The organism is Candidatus Avelusimicrobium luingense (assembly GCF_902757105.1).
In the GTDB taxonomy this organism is placed as follows: Bacteria; Elusimicrobiota; Elusimicrobia; order Elusimicrobiales; family Elusimicrobiaceae; genus Avelusimicrobium; species Avelusimicrobium luingense.
The window spans coordinates 359,862-376,181 of sequence record NZ_CACVTK010000002.1 but is presented as its reverse complement, the minus strand read 5'-3'; the positions used below and the strand labels follow the sequence as shown (position 1 = coordinate 376,181).

Sequence of the window (16,320 nt, the reverse complement as noted above, 5' to 3'; positions counted from 1 at the left end):
TAGGGCGTTACAATCCGTTAGTGGTGGCCAACACGGTAGAAAGCGTAGAAATGACAGAAGCCATGTTGAACTTGCGTAAAGCCGTGCAAGGCAAACTTATGCAGAGCAAAGTGGATCATGTTTTAGCCGAAAATAATACCCCGACTTTATCCGGCATGCCGGAAATCCCGGTTGATTTAACAGCCGTTACGGCCGAGCATTTACAAGTTACCCAAACCCCTCTCCCCCAAAACACACCTGTTGTTGAAACCCCGGTTGAAGAAAATGAACCGGTAGTAGATTTAGAAGGTATCCAAGCCCAAATTCAAGAACTTCGTAATGGCGTTTTGAAAAAGAAAAATGTAGATATTGTATATATTGAACGCGGCGGTAAATACTACGATTGGAACGGTGTAGAAGTGCGTGGCAATTATCCGAAAGGAAGCGTGGTTGCTCTTAGTGACGGAAGATTATTTGTCCAAGAAGGCGGTATGTGGTCGGAAATGGGCCGCTGGAAAGAAATCGCAAAAACAAGCACGCCCCGCGGCTTTGGCACGCGGCTTCATGATTGGTGGATCAACCGACAAGTAGGTTGGTCTATGTTCTCGGAACAATTCGGATATTGGCTGCGGGACTTTAAACACTCTTTAGGCGTTAATTTCTTGATGGAAGCCTCCGTTCCGTTTGCGACGACGGCCCCGTTACTCAGCCCGAGTGCACAATATGTAGAAGTTATGCAAACCGGACGGTCAATCGGGGAATTGTCCCACGGGTTTGGCGGATTTGGCGGTTTAACCCAAAACGCCGGCCAATTAACCTATACTTTCGGTGGCTTAAACGGATCTTTAGGCGGCACACACTTTGGTTCTTCCATCATCAGCCGGGAATTGATGGGCACCGGTTCTGCGGTGACTCCCGGAACTTTTGCTAAAGGTTTGAGCAGTTACAATAGTTCTTCTTCCGTCGCGGCTGCCAAAGGGACGACCGCTCCTCAAAAAGCCGAAGAAAACAAGTTGTCTTGGTTTAACATTTGGAACACCTTGAGTTTGAGCATTACCCCGCAAATGGCTAAACGTGCAGCCGCTGTTACAATTGGAATGGCGGCGGCCGGTTTTGGGGTGGCTTCGCTGCTGGGCAATACCGGCACATTAACTGATTTCACCGTTGCGGGTACAAGCATGTTGGCCGGTGTGGGCCCGTTGTTTGTCCGTTCGAAAGTTAAATATAAAACGGAAGAGGCGGCTGATGCAACCCCGAATAACGGATTAGATGAACAAGATGCCAGTTTGACCTTTATGGTAGAACCGAGACAAGAACAACCTTTACCCAATGTGACCATGGGGTTAGATCCGTCCTTTGAGGTTTCCGGGTTCAATCGGTTGACCTTATCTGAAAACAATACTTTTGAATTACGCGGCCCCAGACAAAACCCCACCGAAGTAAAAAGTTTTTACATTGAATTGGTAAATAACGATGGCGCTTTATGGCACTTCTTACAAAGTCCGGCGCAACTGAAAGATATTACCCGCCCGCTTATTATTAAACTTGAATCTAAATCTTTCGTTCGGAAAAACAATTGGGTTTTATTAAATATTGAATTGCAGGGTGCTAAAGCCAGCATTCCGATACAAGCGCGGGTAGAAAGATCGTTATTGCCCAAAGAAATGGCGGAAGATGTCGGCAAGTTATTAGTGAATCAAGATGGGTCTATCTATTATGCGCAATATGGGCAACTCCCCATCAAATTAACAGATTTCCGCATTCGCTTACCTAAGGGTTCCATGGAACATTGGGTTTCTATGTTACAAGCATTACCGGAAATTCCGTTCACGTTAAAATTTCATTCTGTTGGCAGTAAAATGGAATGGATTACCAAATATCTGTCCTTTAACATGTTAGGTGTCGGTAAAACGTTGGCGGCGTTGTTGGTCCCGGTTGCAAGCGGGGCACTGACTCCGGCTCAGGCGGTAGGGGCCATGATTATGATTAATAACGTTATCCCCTATTTGTTCACGTTAAGACATAGAAATAAAATCAAACATTATAACGATGCTTCTATCGTCCGTAACGGATTGTGGTTGATGGACGCCGGATTCATAGGCGCTGCGTTATCCAGCCTTTGGTTGCCAGAAATGGCGTGGAATACCACGTTAATCCCCTTCCTCTTTTCTTTAGGTTGTTTAACGGTAGGAACGAACTTGGTGCGTGTCGGTCAAGATCCGTTGATTGTGGCCAATTTGAACGCAAAAGGGGTTAAATCCGATAAAACAACGGTTGCTCCCGAGGTGAATTATGATAAAGAATGGTTCCAACAACGCTGGAAAGAAGTGTCCGCGCAATTAAAAGGCGTGATGGGTTCCTTGTTTAAGAAAGAACAAAACCGCGGGGAATTATCGTGGCGTTTAACTTCTCAAATGTGGAAAAACGTAGGGGGCGTCGTATTCTTTGCCGCGCCGTTTGTGGTGAATTGGTTGTCCAGTTTGGTCGGAGCGGATGTTAACATTGATTTTAGACATATGTTTCCGGTTTTTGCTCTTACCAGTCTGATTACCACGGCAAAAGTAAATTCCTTAAACTTAAAAGAAAATATTCCGAATGATCCTACTTTGATACAGGACCAAGTAGAAGATTTTATAGATAACACCATGGCCCCCTTATGGACCGGAGAAAATGCGCCTACCCAACAAGAAGTAAAGAAAAAATCGCTTGAATTGTATAAATTACTTGAAAAATGGACAGCCTCTACCATTCGTCAAAGCGAAAAAATGGACGAGAAGGAAGTGCTGGCGCAAAAAGCTTTGTGGGCGGAAGAATATTGGCATCAATATGTTAAGGGCCTCGGTTTAACGCCACAACAAACGCAAGAAATAGAAACGGCCTTTAATCAAGCATTAGAACAAATCGGAGCGCCGAAAGTGGGCGTGCCGAAATTCCCGCCGGTCCTTTGGGCGGCTTTAGGAGCCATGTCCTTGTTCACCTTTACCGAAATGGGGGTGGCTACCGGGTTCTCCTTTGAAGTCAAAGACCTTTTCACCCCGGCAGGCAGCAACCCGGATATTGCTTTAATCGGTGCGGTATCTGCCCTTTGGTATGTGGCAATGGCCGTCAGCCGGTATATCGGTAACTGGATGACGCGTATGAAACTTAAACCGGGCACGATGTACATGGTATCTTCCTTGTGTACTATCTTGGGAACAAGCGCCATGATGGCCGGAATTGCCGCTTCGAACAGAGCGCTTGTGTTAACCAGTGCTTTTGTCGCTTGTATCGGTATCGGAAACTTCTTCTCGCAAGTATCCAAATATATCAAAGATATTGACCCCGATTTACAGCGCCAAGCCCAGTTGTGGATGGGCTACACGATGATCCCCAGCGCCTTTGCTACATGGGGTCTTAAAGAATTGTTCCAAGGCAATAACTTGGCACTCGTTGGCGTTTCGTTGGGGGCGTTAGTTACCTGTTTGGCCTTAACGAAAGGGTTGTTGGCTCAATCCAGTTTAGTCAAAGCCGCGCAACAACAATTGCAAAAAGTAAAAGACCGCAAAAACGGGAATCCCACAACGCCGGAAACGGAGGAGCCGTCCGATTTGAATTTGGACGATGCCACCCCGGCTAATTAATTAAGTTTTATCTAAAAAACCCCGGTGTTCACTCTATAGTGAAACCGGGGTTTTTTGATGACTCAAATGTGACTTAAACCGAAAATAATTTGCTGTATAACCGGCTATAATAGGGTTCGGGCAGATTGATTCCGGGGGTGGTAATGCGTCCGCCTTTGGGCCCATGATAATCTGACCCGGCCGTACAAAGGAAATCATATTTACGAGCAATAGCCAATAATTCTTGTTTTAAGGTATAAGAATGGGCCGGATAAAAGATTTCTATCCCGTCTAGGCCGGCTTCTTTCCAGGCGGGAAAATTCCATACACTGGAAGAAATGCCCGGGTGCGCGATGACGGCAATGCCGCCCGCTTGTTTAATATGTTGTATGGCCTCTATGGCGGTTACTCCGGCGGCGGGCACATATCCCGCTTTCCCGGGGACTAAAAATTGCCGGAAGGCATCCTGCCGGGAAGTGGCAAGCCCTTTTGCGCGCAACGCATCGGCCACATGGGCGCGGGACACTACATTAGACGCACGTTCAAATACATCCTGTTCCGTAATTTCTATGCCGGCTTGTTGCAGATTGGCAATAATTTGGCGGATACGGTTTAACCGGTTTTCGCGGTTTTTAGTTAAAAAGGCCTGAAATCCGGCATTCTTTATATCTAAGTTGTAGCCCGTAAAGTGTAATTGGTCGTGTTCGCGCGTGCTGATTTCTACACCGGTGGTAAAAAGGAGACCCTTTTCGGCGCATAAAGTACGCGCTCGCGCCACTCCTTCGGTGGTATCATGGTCGGCCAAGGCAAAGATTTTAACCCCTGCTTTTAAGGCAGCATGAACCACTTCTTCGGGCGAAGAAGTACCATCGGAAAAATCAGAATGGGTATGTAAGTCTATGGTAGCCATGGTTAGACGCGTTCAACTGCGCTTACCCCGGGTACCATTTCTTTAAGTTTGCGTTCTACAACGGCCTGTAAGGTCAGTTGAGCGTGCGGGCAGCCGCCGCAGCGTCCTTGTAAATTGACTTTAACGATTCCCGTGGATTCGTCCACACTGACGAGTTGGATATCCCCGCCGTCGGCTTGCAAAATCGGACGAATTTGATTGATGACTTGTTCTACTTGTTCTTTCATAAGTTGACTCCGTAAAAACGAATTTTCTTCATTATAACTTTTTTCTGGGGGAATCGTCTAAAATTGCATATAAAAATTGACGCACATAAAAAAATATATGCTATACTTATTAGGTAGTCGTGTATTTAGCCAAAGGAGAAATTAACTTTATGAAGAAATTGATTGCATTACTCGCTTTCGTCGCTTTCGCCGTCGTACCGGCTGCTGCGCAAAAGTATGCTAGCGTCAATGCTAAACGGGCCAATATCCGTTCGTGCGCCGGAACAAAATGCGCCATTAAATTTTATGCATGGCGTTATACGCCGGTTATTATGGTTAAAACCAACGAAGATAAAAGTTGGGTCATGATAAAAGATTTTGAAGGATATACCGGGTGGATCTCGGCTGATTTATTAAGCCCCAACGGCGGTATGTCTGCTAAAGTAGATTTGAACGTCCGCAAATCGCCTTCCGCCAGTGCCGAAATTGTCTGCACGGTTGAAAAAGGATATCCGTTTAAATATTTAACCCGCCAAGGGAAATGGATTCAAGTAATTGACGAACCGGAAAACGCTAAAGACGGCACCTGCAAGGGGTGGATATATAACGCCAACTTGTGGGGTTTCTTTAAGCAATAAATAACGATGGACGTAAGTTTTGTAATCATGCACAAGGGCGTAACTAAAAGTTGCGCCCTTGTGTCATGTTCCTGCGATACAATTTTCCACCTTTGGCCGTCTTGTGCGTCCCTTCCCCTTGACGTGATTACCACCACGCCTATACGGGGCACTTGCCCGCACAAGACGGCTCAAATCTGAAAAATCATCTTATCTTCTACAAAGTTAGTCTGTAATGAAACGGCAATAATTAACGACGAACGTCAGTTCCGATTTGCACACAGCGCACAAAATAAACTGATTTTGTGCGTTGTGTCTTTTTCGTGGGCCTTGTCAAAAGTTACAAAAACAACTAAAATAATAATATGAAGAAATTTTTATGCGCACTGGCGGTTCTAAGTTTGCTCGTTTGCGGATATGCTTGGAAACGTACAGTTCAGGAAGGTCGTTTTAACATTTCGGGTACGGTAACAGTGCCCGAACGGCTTGTCGATATGGCTCAGGCCGATAATAATGCTTGTGCAATTATCGTTAAAAATGAAGCCGATGTCCCGGTGGCCATTAAACGGGTGGTAGATCCCAAATTCCCGCTTGCTTTTACGTTGGGGGAAGAGGATTTGCTCGCTGAAACAGTAGATGGTAATTTGAAATTAGAAGTTCAAATCAACAATCACGGGCAATTAGGTTTTATTAAACAAGGGGATATTTTCGGGGCAAGTGTTACCCCGGTAACTCCGCACTCCAAAGATGTGGTGGTGCAAGCCGATAAAACCATGGGCCGTGTGCAATTAGCGCGTAACGCAAAAGGCAATTTCTTCCGTACGGCTGCAAGATAACATTTTTCATAACATGCTCCTTGGGGATTTATCTCCCCTTGTTTTATTCCCCGCTGATAGGCGGGGTTTTTTATGATGATTACAAATTAGCCTGGTAAGTACTTGACGAGAGGGCCTAATATAAAGCAAAATACAAATAAGGTGTATTGGAGAGAACGGCTTATGAAAAAAAGTGTATTTATAATAGCATTGTTGGCATTATCGCCAGTTGTATATGCACATGGGGAAGTCTCCCCTTGTGTGCGCGATTCGGTATTGGATATTTTTGCGCGGTTTAATCCGGACGTGTTGGAAAAGGCCAAACAAGATCCGCAATACAATGAAATTCTGGAGAGTTTCTTACGTTCTTATCAAGAAAACAATGCTTCTTTACAAGATACCGCCGATTTAATTGCCGTTGCACGCAATTTTGACCGTTCTATTGCTTTAAATGCGCTGACAAACACCTACCACGATATGTGGCTATCTGCCAAAATGTCGGGAGCGGATATTTCCCAAATGCGTAAAGCATTCCGTTCCGATGTGCGTGATATTATGCAAGGTATCTGGGTAACTACCGTTAATTTGCGCGAATATCAATTAGAGCAGGCGCAAAACGAATTAAAAGACTTGCCTTCCAACTCGGACCATTTTGTTCAAAAACGTAACCAACTTAAAGCGCAAATAAAATCGCTCAAAAAGGAAATCAAGAATTTGAAAAAAGATGCCGGTAATTATATCGTTTCCGCGACGGATAATTATGTGGAAAATACCGAGCATGACTTTTTAGAAAAAGATTTTTTACAAGAGCGCCAAGCTGCTAAAGCGCACGAAAACACTGCCGCACAAACTTCCAATTTACAAATTAAAACCGATCATAAAAAACCGGTTGCCAAATGAACAGGAGCACTCCTTTAGGGGAGTGTTCTGCCGTTTTATACTATTTTAAATAAGGAAATTAACCCGTATGATTAGAACTGTAATTGATAAAATTTTTGGAACTAAAAGCGAACGTGACTTAAAAAAAATTCAACACTATGTAGATGCTGCCAACCGTTTTACAACGGAATTTGAAAAACTATCCGATGACCAATTAAAAGCCAAAACGCAAGAATTTAGAAACCGTCTGCAAAACGGAGAAACGTTGGACGATATTTTGCCCGAAGCATTCGCCGTTGTGCGTATTGCGGCCCAACGCGTGATTGGGCTTCGCCCGTATGATGTACAGTTGCTGGGCGGTATTGTGCTTCACCAAGGAAAAATTGCCGAAATGCGCACCGGGGAAGGTAAAACCTTGGTAGCCGTTTTGCCCTCTTACTTAAACGGTTTAACAGGTAAAGGCGTGCACGTGGTAACGGTGAACGATTATTTGGCCCGCCGTGACCGCGAATGGATGGGCCCTATTCACGAATTTTTAGGGTTAACCGTCGGCTACATCAGCCACGATATGAATAATGATGACCGCCGCGAAATGTATACCAAAGATATTACCTATGTTACCAATAACGAACTCGGTTTTGATTACTTGCGCGACAATATGGTGATTTCCCGGCAAGACCGCGTGCTCCGGCCGTTAAATTATTGTATCGTGGACGAAGTGGACTCTATTTTAATTGACGAGGCACGCACGCCATTGATTATTTCCGGCCCGTCGGAACAAAGCACCGATAAGTATTATATTGTCAATCGGTTGATTCCTTCGCTTAAAGTGCGTTTAATTACCGAAGATGACGAAGTGAAAGCTAAATACGAAGGTACCAGTTTAGATGCCGGTTATGATGCCATTGTGGACGAAAAAGCACACACCGCTAACTTGACCGATACCGGTATTGCAAAGGCCGAAAAATTTTTGAATGTGCCTAACTTATATAATGATGTGGAATCGGAATGGGTACACCATATCAATCAAGCCTTGCGCGCGCATTACTTATATAAGTTGGATGAAGCGTATGTAATTAAAAACGGCGAAGTGGTTATTATTGATGAATTTACCGGTCGTGAAATGCCGGGCCGCCGTTGGAGTGACGGACTCCACCAAGCGGTAGAAGCCAAAGAAGGCTTGCAAATCAAAGAAGAAAACCAGACGCTAGCCACCATTACGTTCCAGAATTTCTTTAAGTTATACAATAAACTTTCCGGTATGACCGGTACGGCGATGACCGAGGCTAATGAATTTTGGCAAATCTATAAATTAGACGTAGTGGAAATTCGCCCGAACCGTCCGTCCAAACGTATTGATTATCCTGATTTGGTGTATTTGTCCGAACGGGAAAAATTCCAAGCGATTGCCGATGAAGTAGAAGGGTTATGGAAACAAGGGGCTCCGGTGCTTATCGGTACGCGCTCTATTGAAAAATCGGAAAAATTAAGCCGAATGTTGCACGCGCGCGGAATCCCGCATAAAGTATTAAATGCCAAATACCACGAAATGGAAGCGCAAATCATCAGCCAAGCCGGGCGCAAAGGTGCCGTTACGGTAGCCACCAACATGGCCGGGCGCGGTACGGATATTGTATTGGGCGGCAATCCCGCTGACGAACAAGAACAGGCCGAAGTAGTAAAGTTGGGCGGCCTTCACGTAATCGGTAGCGAACGGCATGAATCGCGCCGTATTGATAACCAGTTGCGCGGACGCTGTGCCCGTCAAGGTGATCCGGGTTCCTCCCGTTTTTATATTTCGTTGGATGATGAACTCATGCGTTTGTTTGCAAACACCGCTAAAATTTCCGCTATTTTAAGCCATATGGGCATGAAAGAAGGCGAAGCCATAGAGTCGCGCTTGATGACTCGTCAAATTGAAGGCGCACAACGTATGGTGGAAGGGCGCAACTTTGATATCCGCAAACAGTTGTTAGATTATGATAAAGTCATGAACCAACAACGTACCGCTATTTATGGACTTCGCAATGCAATTTTGGACGGGGAAAGTATGTCCGAACGTTCTATGCAAATGATGTTGGAAATTGCCGATGAAATTGTAGAACAGTATTATTTTCCTACGCATCCGCAACGCAGTGATTTTGAAACGCTTAACGTCAATTTGCGTAATTTCTTCCCGTTAGAGTTTGCCTATAACCAACAAAATGTCGGCAAGAAAACCCACGAAGAGTTGGTGGACGATATTATGCGCCAAGTCCAAGATTTATACCAAGCGCGCGCGGCCTATTTCGCCGAACAAGGTATCAATTTCAGCGAAATTGAACGCATGCTGATGTTGCAACTTTTGGATGCTGCGTGGAAACAGAATTTGTACGAATTAGATCAATTGCGTAATAGCGTTAGTTTGCGCGGGTATGCTCAGAAAGATCCGTTAATTGAGTATCAAAAAGAATCGTACAAATTATACTCGTCCATGCTAAACCGCGTACGCGATTTGATGGTCAGTTATATTTTCCGCTTGCAGTTGCCGCCTCGCCGCACACCGGCGCAACGCGCGCAAGAGCAAGCCGCCGCTGAAAATAAGGACGGAGCCAAACCGGTATCTAAACATATCGGCCGTAATGACCCTTGCCCTTGCGGAAGCGGTAAAAAATACAAAAAATGTTGCGGAGCCAATTTATGAAATCAAAAGTAAGAAATGTTTTAACGCTCTTGTTTGCTGTTTCTTTACTGGTGTTACTGCCTATTTTCCTGTTGCATGTAAAACCTATTGAAGTAACCATACCGGAAATTACTCGCGCAGAAGTGGTAGCGCAAGAAGAAAAGCAACAAAAAGAAGCCCACGCCACGGCTATGCGGGCCTGGACGCGCCGCTTGTATGCCTGTGAAGTGGACGAAGATTGTATTATTGTAGATAAAGATCCTTGCGGTTGTTTAATCGGGCCGTCCGGAGTAACGGCGATCAATGCTGAAAAAACGTTGGAATTTAACCAACGTTTCCAAAGCACTATTACCAAAGCCTGCCCCGATGAACAACCCAGCACAGAAAAAGAATGTAGCGAGTCCGCCCGGGCCGTATGCCAGGCCGGTACTTGCCGTATTGTTTATTAAAGGATAATGCATGAGTTTAGTGCGCCGTATTTATTCTTATGTTCCCCGTTATCATATAAGACGCCGCCCGGAAAATCGGTGGAAACGTTGGGGACAACGGCTCTTGGTAAGTATAGGCGTATTGGCTACTGCATATTTGGTATTTATCAGTTATCCGCAACGTTCTTATAGCGTAGTTGCGTGGGTGGCATGGATACCGTTTATTATAGGACTTTTTCAAATCCGTCGGCCTTGGGTAGCATTTAGTTATGGGTGGCTGACGGGTTTTTTATTTCATCTGGGGCTTTTTTATTGGATATATTATACGTGTTTGCACGGTGGCGACTTGTCGGTGGGCTTATCCGTTGCGGCGTGGATGGGATTAAGTGCCTTGTTATCGTTGCAAACGGCTTGCTGGGCCGCCGGCAGTTTTTATTTGACGAAAACCGGGTGGTTGTTTCCCTTGTGTTGTGCTTGTGGATTTGTAACCTTGGAATGGGCACATCAAACGATTGCGTATTATGGCTTGGGATTTCCTTGGCTCATGTGGGGATATTCCCAATGGAATGCTCCTGAGTTCTTGCAAATAGCCTCTTTTACAGGCGTATATGGCGTTAGTTTCTTGCTGGTATTTATCAGTGCTTGCTTGGGCTGGGCGTTAGTTTCGGGACGGCTTAAAAATATAGTGATGAGTGTCCTTTTCTGTGCGATTATATGGGGCGGAATATATCAATGGGGGAAAAACCGTCTGGCGGCTATAAAACCCATTTCTTCCCGTGCCGCTGTGTTACAGGTGGCGGTGGTGCAACCTAATATTGACCAGTATAAAAAATGGGATCCTGCTTTTGAACAGGAAATTGCAGATACAATTTCTTTCTTTGGACAAGAAATACAAACTGCACCAACGGATGTAGTGATTTGGCCGGAGAGCGTTACCCCCGGTGAACTTACCGAAGAACCTTATCAACAACAAATGCAAACTATTGCTGAAAAAACACAGGCTTTTCAAGTGATAGGATCCTCCGTCACGCAAGAGAATAAACAATATGTCGGTGCCTATTTGCTCGCGCCGAATCAAATATATTTTCAAATGTATCGGAAACAAAAATTAGTTCCGTTTGGGGAATATATTCCGTTAGAAAATCTGGTACGGCGTCTTTTCCCGCAGGTGACTATTTTGGGACAGTTGGGTATGTTTTCTTCCGGGCCGTCGGTTCAACCGTTATTGAGTTTGAATGATGTGTTATTGGGAAGCACGATTTGTTACGAAGCCATTTTCCCGCAAGTATGGCGGCGGCAAGCCAAACAAGGGGCCCAATTATTTGCCAATCTTACCAATGATGCGTGGTTTTTTGATACCGATGCTCCTTATCAACATTTGGCTGCTAATGTGCTGCGTGCGGTAGAAACGGGTCGCCCGGTATTGCGCGCGGCCAATACAGGGATTTCTGCTATTATAGACGAAAAAGGAAATATAGAACAAAAAAGCGGTTTGTTTGAATCGGAACTTCTCCGGGCCGCCGTTACGGCCGAAGTATCCGCTCCGACTTTTTACGCTACATATGGCGACTGGTTGGCGTGGTTGTGTGCCGTATTATTTATAACGGTCGTTATTTTTTCTATGGTGTTTATGTATGAGTAATATAGAGTATAAAGATGTAGAGCAACCGTTGGAACAATTAGCGGCCCGCGTGGCCAAAATTGAAACGATTGATGATATCGCCGGAAAGCGAAAAGAAGTGGCGCAGTTGGAAAAAATTTCTGCCGATCCTTCTTTTTGGGAAGATACCCAAAAGGCCAAAGAAATCAGCCGCCAACTTGATTTCTTAAAAAGTGCCATAGAAACTTTTTGCACATTACAAAAGAAAATAGAAGATGCGCGTGCATGGTTGGAACTATGTAAGGAAATGCAAGACGAAAACGAACTCACCGCATTGTCCGCCGAATTAAATGCCATAGAAAAACAAGTGGCGCAAAAAGAAGGCGAAATCCGTCTTTCCGAACCGAACGATAAACTCAATGCCATTTTAACTATTCATGCCGGAGCGGGGGGTACCGAATCGTGTGATTGGGCACAAATGCTGGTGCGTATGTACACGCGTTGGGCGGAGCAACACGGTTTCAAATTTTCCGTTTTAGATGCACAACCCGGGGAAGAAGCCGGTATCAAAACTTTAAGTGCGATGGTGGAAGGTCCTTTTGCGTATGGCTATTTGAAAGGGGAAAACGGAGTACACCGCTTGGTGCGTGTGTCGCCGTTTGACGCTAATGCGCGGCGGCATACCTCGTTTGCATCGTGTGACGTGCTGCCGGATATTGATGAAAATATCAACATAGAAATTCCCGAAAAAGATATTCAGTTGGAAACGTCGCGCGCCGGCGGTCACGGCGGGCAGAACGTCAATAAGGTAGAATCTGCCGTACGGTTGTTGCATATTCCGACGGGTATTGTAGTGTCGTGTCGTATTGAGCGCAGCCAGTTGCAGAACCGCCAAACAGCCATGAAAATGTTAAAGGCTAAACTGTACGAGTTAGAAATGGATAAGAAACGTAGCGAGGCCGAAAAACGCTACGGCCAAAAAGGCGAAATTGCGTGGGGGCATCAAATCCGTTCATATGTTTTTATGCCGTATCAGTTGGTCAAAGATTTGCGCAGCGGATATGAAACGTCACAAATTACCGCTGTGATGGACGGCGATTTGGATCCGTTTATTTTAGCCTATCTTAATTACGAAGCCGAACATAAAAACTAATGACAGGGCTTTATATTCATATTCCCTTTTGCAAACAGAAGTGTAAATACTGTGATTTTGCATCGTTTGCGGGACGGGAAAATTTGATAGATGATTATTTGGACGCGCTTTCTAAAGAAGCCGCCCGTTTTGCTAACGCCGCTTGCAATACTTTATATATCGGCGGCGGAACGCCGAGTTTGCTTTCTCGCGCGCAGTTAGAGAAGTTAATCAATCTAATAGAAAAAAATTTCGCCCCGATTCCTTCATTTGCCGAAAGCACTTTTGAAGCCAATCCCGAAAGTTTAACAAGAGAAAAAATTGCCTTATTACACCACGCGGGTATCAACCGCTTTAGCATGGGGTTACAAAGTTTTAATGATGACGAACTAAAACGGATAGGCCGCATCCACTCATCGGCCGATTTTTTGCGCGCGTGGGAAGATTTACACACAGGTGGTGTTCAAAATGTGAATGTAGATTTGATTGCCGGCTTGCCCGGGCAAACACTGGAAAGTTTTTTGCATAGTTTAGAAAAATTAACGGCATTGTCGCCGCAGCATATTTCGGTATATGGGTTACAAATTGAAGAAGGCACGCCGTTTTTTGAGCAAGGTGTTTTGTGCGACCAACTGCTCATGCGCCGTATGTTGGAAGAAACGCGCGAACGATTATTAAAAGCCGGATATCATCATTACGAAATTTCCAATTTTGCGCGTCCGGGGGCCGAATCAAAGCATAATCTTAATTATTGGCAATACGGGGAATACATCGGTTTAGGTAGCGCGGCTGCCTCGTTTATTAACGGGGAAAGACGGCAAAATACGGAAGATATAACGGATTATATTGCCCGGATTAAAGCGCAAAAATCGGCTGTTGATTTTTCCGAAAAACTTACCGGCAAAAAACGCGAAGGCGAAAAATTACTCGTCGGCTTGCGGCAATTAGACGGGGTGGAATTGACTCCGGTGCAACAACGGTATTTCGCAACGGCGATAGAAAAGCATATCCAAAACGGACTACTTGTGCGGGAAAATAAAAAAGTAAAATTAAGTGAGGAAGGGCTTTATTTGGCGAATGAAGTTTTTTACAGTTTTGTAGCCCCCTTTGATAATGTATGAAAATTACTCCCGTAAGAACCGGTTTATTTACTGCGCAGGCTGATTTGGCCTCGTTTATTGTCCGGCATATCCCGTCGGTGGCGGAAGGAACCGTGGTGGCGGTTGCTTCTAAACTGATTTGTTTGTGGAAAGGGAAAATTGAGCCGTACGAGTCCGAAGAACAAAAAGAAAAATTGATCCGGCAAGAAAGCGATTTTGCCTTAAAGACACCGCTGTGTTGGTTGACCGTCAAAGACGGTATGGTGATGACGAATGCCGGCATTGATGAGTCAAACGCGGACGGAAAATTATTATTTTTCCCGCCGGATATGTATGCATTAGCCGCCGATTTACGCACGCAACTTATCCGGCAATGGCACGTAAAAAATTTAGGGATTGTAATAACCGACAGTATGATTTTGCCGCTTCGCGCGGGTGTGATAGCGGGGGCGGTGGCTTATGCGGGTTTTAAGGGCGTAAAAGATATGCGCGGAAAAAAAGATTTGTTCGGGCGTAAATTAAAAGTTACGCTAATAGATGTGGCCGACTCTTTATCTACGGCGGCGGCTCTATGTATGGGAGAAGGCAACGAACAAACCCCCTTGGCACTTATAGAGCAGGCCCCGGCTGAATTTGTGGACGAAGTGCCCCCAAATGAAATAAAATATTCTGTGGAGAACGATTTATATACCCCGCTTTTTAAGGCCGTGGGATATCATAAACAAGGAGAAAAAAATGATTAAAGATATGATGAACGAATTTAAAAAATTCGTCATGCGCGGAAGCGTAATCGATATGGCTGTCGGTATCATTATCGGCGGTGCGTTCACGAAAATTGTGAACTCTATGGTGGCAGATGTCATGATGCCGCCGCTCGGGTTGTTAATCGGCAAAGTAGATTTTAGCAACTGGTTTGTCGTAATTAAACAAGGCACGACGGCCGGCCCGTACGCCACGATTGCCGAAGCGCAATCCGCCGGTGCTACCACGATGAACTTGGGGCTTTTCTTAAACGCGATTATCAGTTTTATTATCGTAGCGTTTTGTATCTTTTTGTTAATCAAAGCGATCAACAAATTGAACTCTCCCAAAGAGCAAGCTCCTATTCCGGTTACGACGAAGAAATGCCCGTATTGCTGCAGCGAAATTGCCTTAGAAGCCACCCGCTGCCCGCATTGTACGTCTGAAATTAAATAAGTCTTTTGATATGCGCGGAACGAAAATTTTTTCGTTCCGCGTTTTTTATTAGTGGGGTAGGTCGATGAAAAAATTTTTATTCAGTGTGTATTTGTTGCTTGGCAGCCTTTGCGCAAGTGCGCAAGTGAGTGTCATTTCGGTTACCGATGAAGACAAACACTCTACCAAATCTGATTTTACCCACACGTTTGAATATTATATTTTACCGAAAGCAACCACATCTAAAACGCAACAAGATACGGTTCAGGTGGGTAAATGTCAGGCTACGCGTATCGGGCGGCGGTGGTTTGCTACGGCCGCACATTGTGTAGAAAAAGCATGTAAAAATGGTTGTACTATCCAATTAGATTTAATAGAAGGGAACATATCGGCTCTTGCGCAAGCCGAACATACGCCGCAGAAACCGGTCGTATTTATCAAGCCTGATTTTTCATATAACATTTTTGTCAAAAATGATTTGGCTCTGTTGAAATTAGATTTAGACCGTCTCCCCTTTACCTACTATCGCCGCGGCGGTCAAAACGGTAAACTCCGCATCGGGCTTTCTAAACAAGAATTTGAAAAAATTGCCGCGAAAGACTCGCGCTTGCGCAGTGCGCTCTATCGTGTTAAAAGCCCGACTTTCCCGCCGATTTTAGTGTTTGATAAAGGCAATTATATTTTAGATCGCAAAATATCGGTTATCTCTATTTTTGACGGTGTACGTGCTGTTAAAAAAGATCCGTATGCCGTACATTATATTAAAGCGTTAGATTTTGCATATACAAAAAATTTCGGCGTGCGCCGCGGCATGAGCGGTTCGGGTGTAATGAGTAATACGGGGGAATTTTTAGGTATTATTTCCGGTATCTTTCAAATATCTAAGGCTACCTCGGACGGTAAAATGGCGGCCCAGCCGGAAAACGAGTGGTTTATGTTTTTTGCGTTTAATCAATCCGCCATAGATTTTATGAAAGAAGTGATGGGGAGTGATTTTTATAAGTTGGACTTAAAAGATGCCTACCCCAATTATGTGCGTAAATCGCGCCGTAATTATACGGATATTGTGAACCGTATGAACGATTTTTATAAGAAAGGGCAAGTACCTAATTCCTAAAAGTAAAATTAAATTTGCATAGCGGTTCTTATCTGTATGAATAAAAGTGATTTTATTATAAAAACCCCCGCTAAATTTAGCGGGGGTTTTTGTTAAGCAA

At 44.7% G+C, this 16,320-nt stretch carries 14 protein-coding genes; 12 read left to right on the top strand and 2 right to left on the bottom strand.

All coding sequences use genetic code 11. The features are described 5' to 3' along the window. Nucleotides 1–3,599, top strand: a 3,599-nt coding sequence (locus ACQY3H_RS03235) for a hypothetical protein (protein ID WP_428074807.1), incomplete at its 5' end; no start/stop codon positions are given. Between the two features lie 73 nt (nucleotides 3,600–3,672). Here the strand turns inward: ACQY3H_RS03235 and ACQY3H_RS03230 are convergent. Both ACQY3H_RS03230 and ACQY3H_RS03225 read right to left on the bottom strand, forming a co-directional pair. Continuing rightward, nucleotides 3,673–4,488 carry a PHP domain-containing protein gene (locus ACQY3H_RS03230; protein WP_428074805.1) on the bottom strand — a complete coding sequence of 272 codons (816 nt, stop codon included), beginning with the start codon at nucleotides 4,486–4,488 and terminating at the stop codon, nucleotides 3,673–3,675. Between the two features lie 2 nt (nucleotides 4,489–4,490). Beyond that, a complete protein-coding gene (locus tag ACQY3H_RS03225; RefSeq protein ID WP_428074803.1) occupies nucleotides 4,491–4,715 on the bottom strand; it encodes a NifU family protein in 225 nt (74 codons plus the stop codon). 149 nt (nucleotides 4,716–4,864) lie between these two features. Between ACQY3H_RS03225 and ACQY3H_RS03220 the strand changes: the two genes are divergently transcribed. The 11 genes from ACQY3H_RS03220 (at nucleotide 4,865) to ACQY3H_RS03170 (ending at nucleotide 16,220) form a co-directional block, all read left to right on the top strand. Further along, on the top strand, nucleotides 4,865–5,332 hold the full coding sequence (locus ACQY3H_RS03220) for an SH3 domain-containing protein (RefSeq protein ID WP_428074801.1): 468 nt from the start codon (nucleotides 4,865–4,867) through the stop codon (nucleotides 5,330–5,332). Between the two features lie 344 nt (nucleotides 5,333–5,676). After that, a complete protein-coding gene (locus ACQY3H_RS03215) occupies nucleotides 5,677–6,147 on the top strand; it encodes a hypothetical protein (RefSeq protein ID WP_428074799.1) in 471 nt (156 codons plus the stop codon). A 162-nt stretch (nucleotides 6,148–6,309) separates the two neighbouring features. Beyond that, nucleotides 6,310–7,026, top strand: a complete 717-nt coding sequence (locus ACQY3H_RS03210; RefSeq protein ID WP_428074797.1) for a hypothetical protein — start codon at nucleotides 6,310–6,312, stop codon at nucleotides 7,024–7,026. Between the two features lie 67 nt (nucleotides 7,027–7,093). Beyond that, nucleotides 7,094–9,688 (top strand): preprotein translocase subunit SecA, encoded by a 2,595-nt coding sequence (gene secA, locus ACQY3H_RS03205; protein WP_428074794.1) that lies wholly within the window; start codon nucleotides 7,094–7,096, stop codon nucleotides 9,686–9,688. After that, complete coding sequence (locus ACQY3H_RS03200; RefSeq protein WP_428074792.1) at nucleotides 9,685–10,116, top strand: hypothetical protein; 432 nt, start codon at nucleotides 9,685–9,687, stop codon at nucleotides 10,114–10,116. Before secA ends, ACQY3H_RS03200 begins: the two co-directional genes overlap by 4 nt. Nucleotides 10,117–10,126: 10 nt before the next feature. Beyond that, a complete protein-coding gene (gene lnt, locus ACQY3H_RS03195) occupies nucleotides 10,127–11,737 on the top strand; it encodes an apolipoprotein N-acyltransferase (RefSeq protein ID WP_428074790.1) in 1,611 nt (536 codons plus the stop codon). Further along, nucleotides 11,730–12,848, top strand: a complete 1,119-nt coding sequence (prfB, locus tag ACQY3H_RS03190) for a peptide chain release factor 2 (RefSeq protein WP_428074788.1) — start codon at nucleotides 11,730–11,732, stop codon at nucleotides 12,846–12,848. Before lnt ends, prfB begins: the two co-directional genes overlap by 8 nt. Next, on the top strand, nucleotides 12,848–13,948 hold the full coding sequence (gene hemW, locus ACQY3H_RS03185; protein WP_428074786.1) for a radical SAM family heme chaperone HemW: 1,101 nt from the start codon (nucleotides 12,848–12,850) through the stop codon (nucleotides 13,946–13,948). Before prfB ends, hemW begins: the two co-directional genes overlap by 1 nt. Beyond that, nucleotides 13,945–14,670 carry a coenzyme F420-0:L-glutamate ligase gene (locus tag ACQY3H_RS03180; protein WP_428074784.1) on the top strand — a complete coding sequence of 242 codons (726 nt, stop codon included), beginning with the start codon at nucleotides 13,945–13,947 and terminating at the stop codon, nucleotides 14,668–14,670. The genes hemW and ACQY3H_RS03180 overlap by 4 nt, the downstream gene beginning before the upstream one ends. A gap of 4 nt (nucleotides 14,671–14,674) precedes the next feature. Then, a complete protein-coding gene (mscL, locus tag ACQY3H_RS03175) occupies nucleotides 14,675–15,124 on the top strand; it encodes a large conductance mechanosensitive channel protein MscL (RefSeq protein ID WP_428074817.1) in 450 nt (149 codons plus the stop codon). Nucleotides 15,125–15,188: 64 nt separating this feature from the next. After that, on the top strand, nucleotides 15,189–16,220 hold the full coding sequence (locus ACQY3H_RS03170; RefSeq protein ID WP_428074782.1) for a trypsin-like serine protease: 1,032 nt from the start codon (nucleotides 15,189–15,191) through the stop codon (nucleotides 16,218–16,220). Nucleotides 16,221–16,320 lie beyond the last annotated feature (100 nt).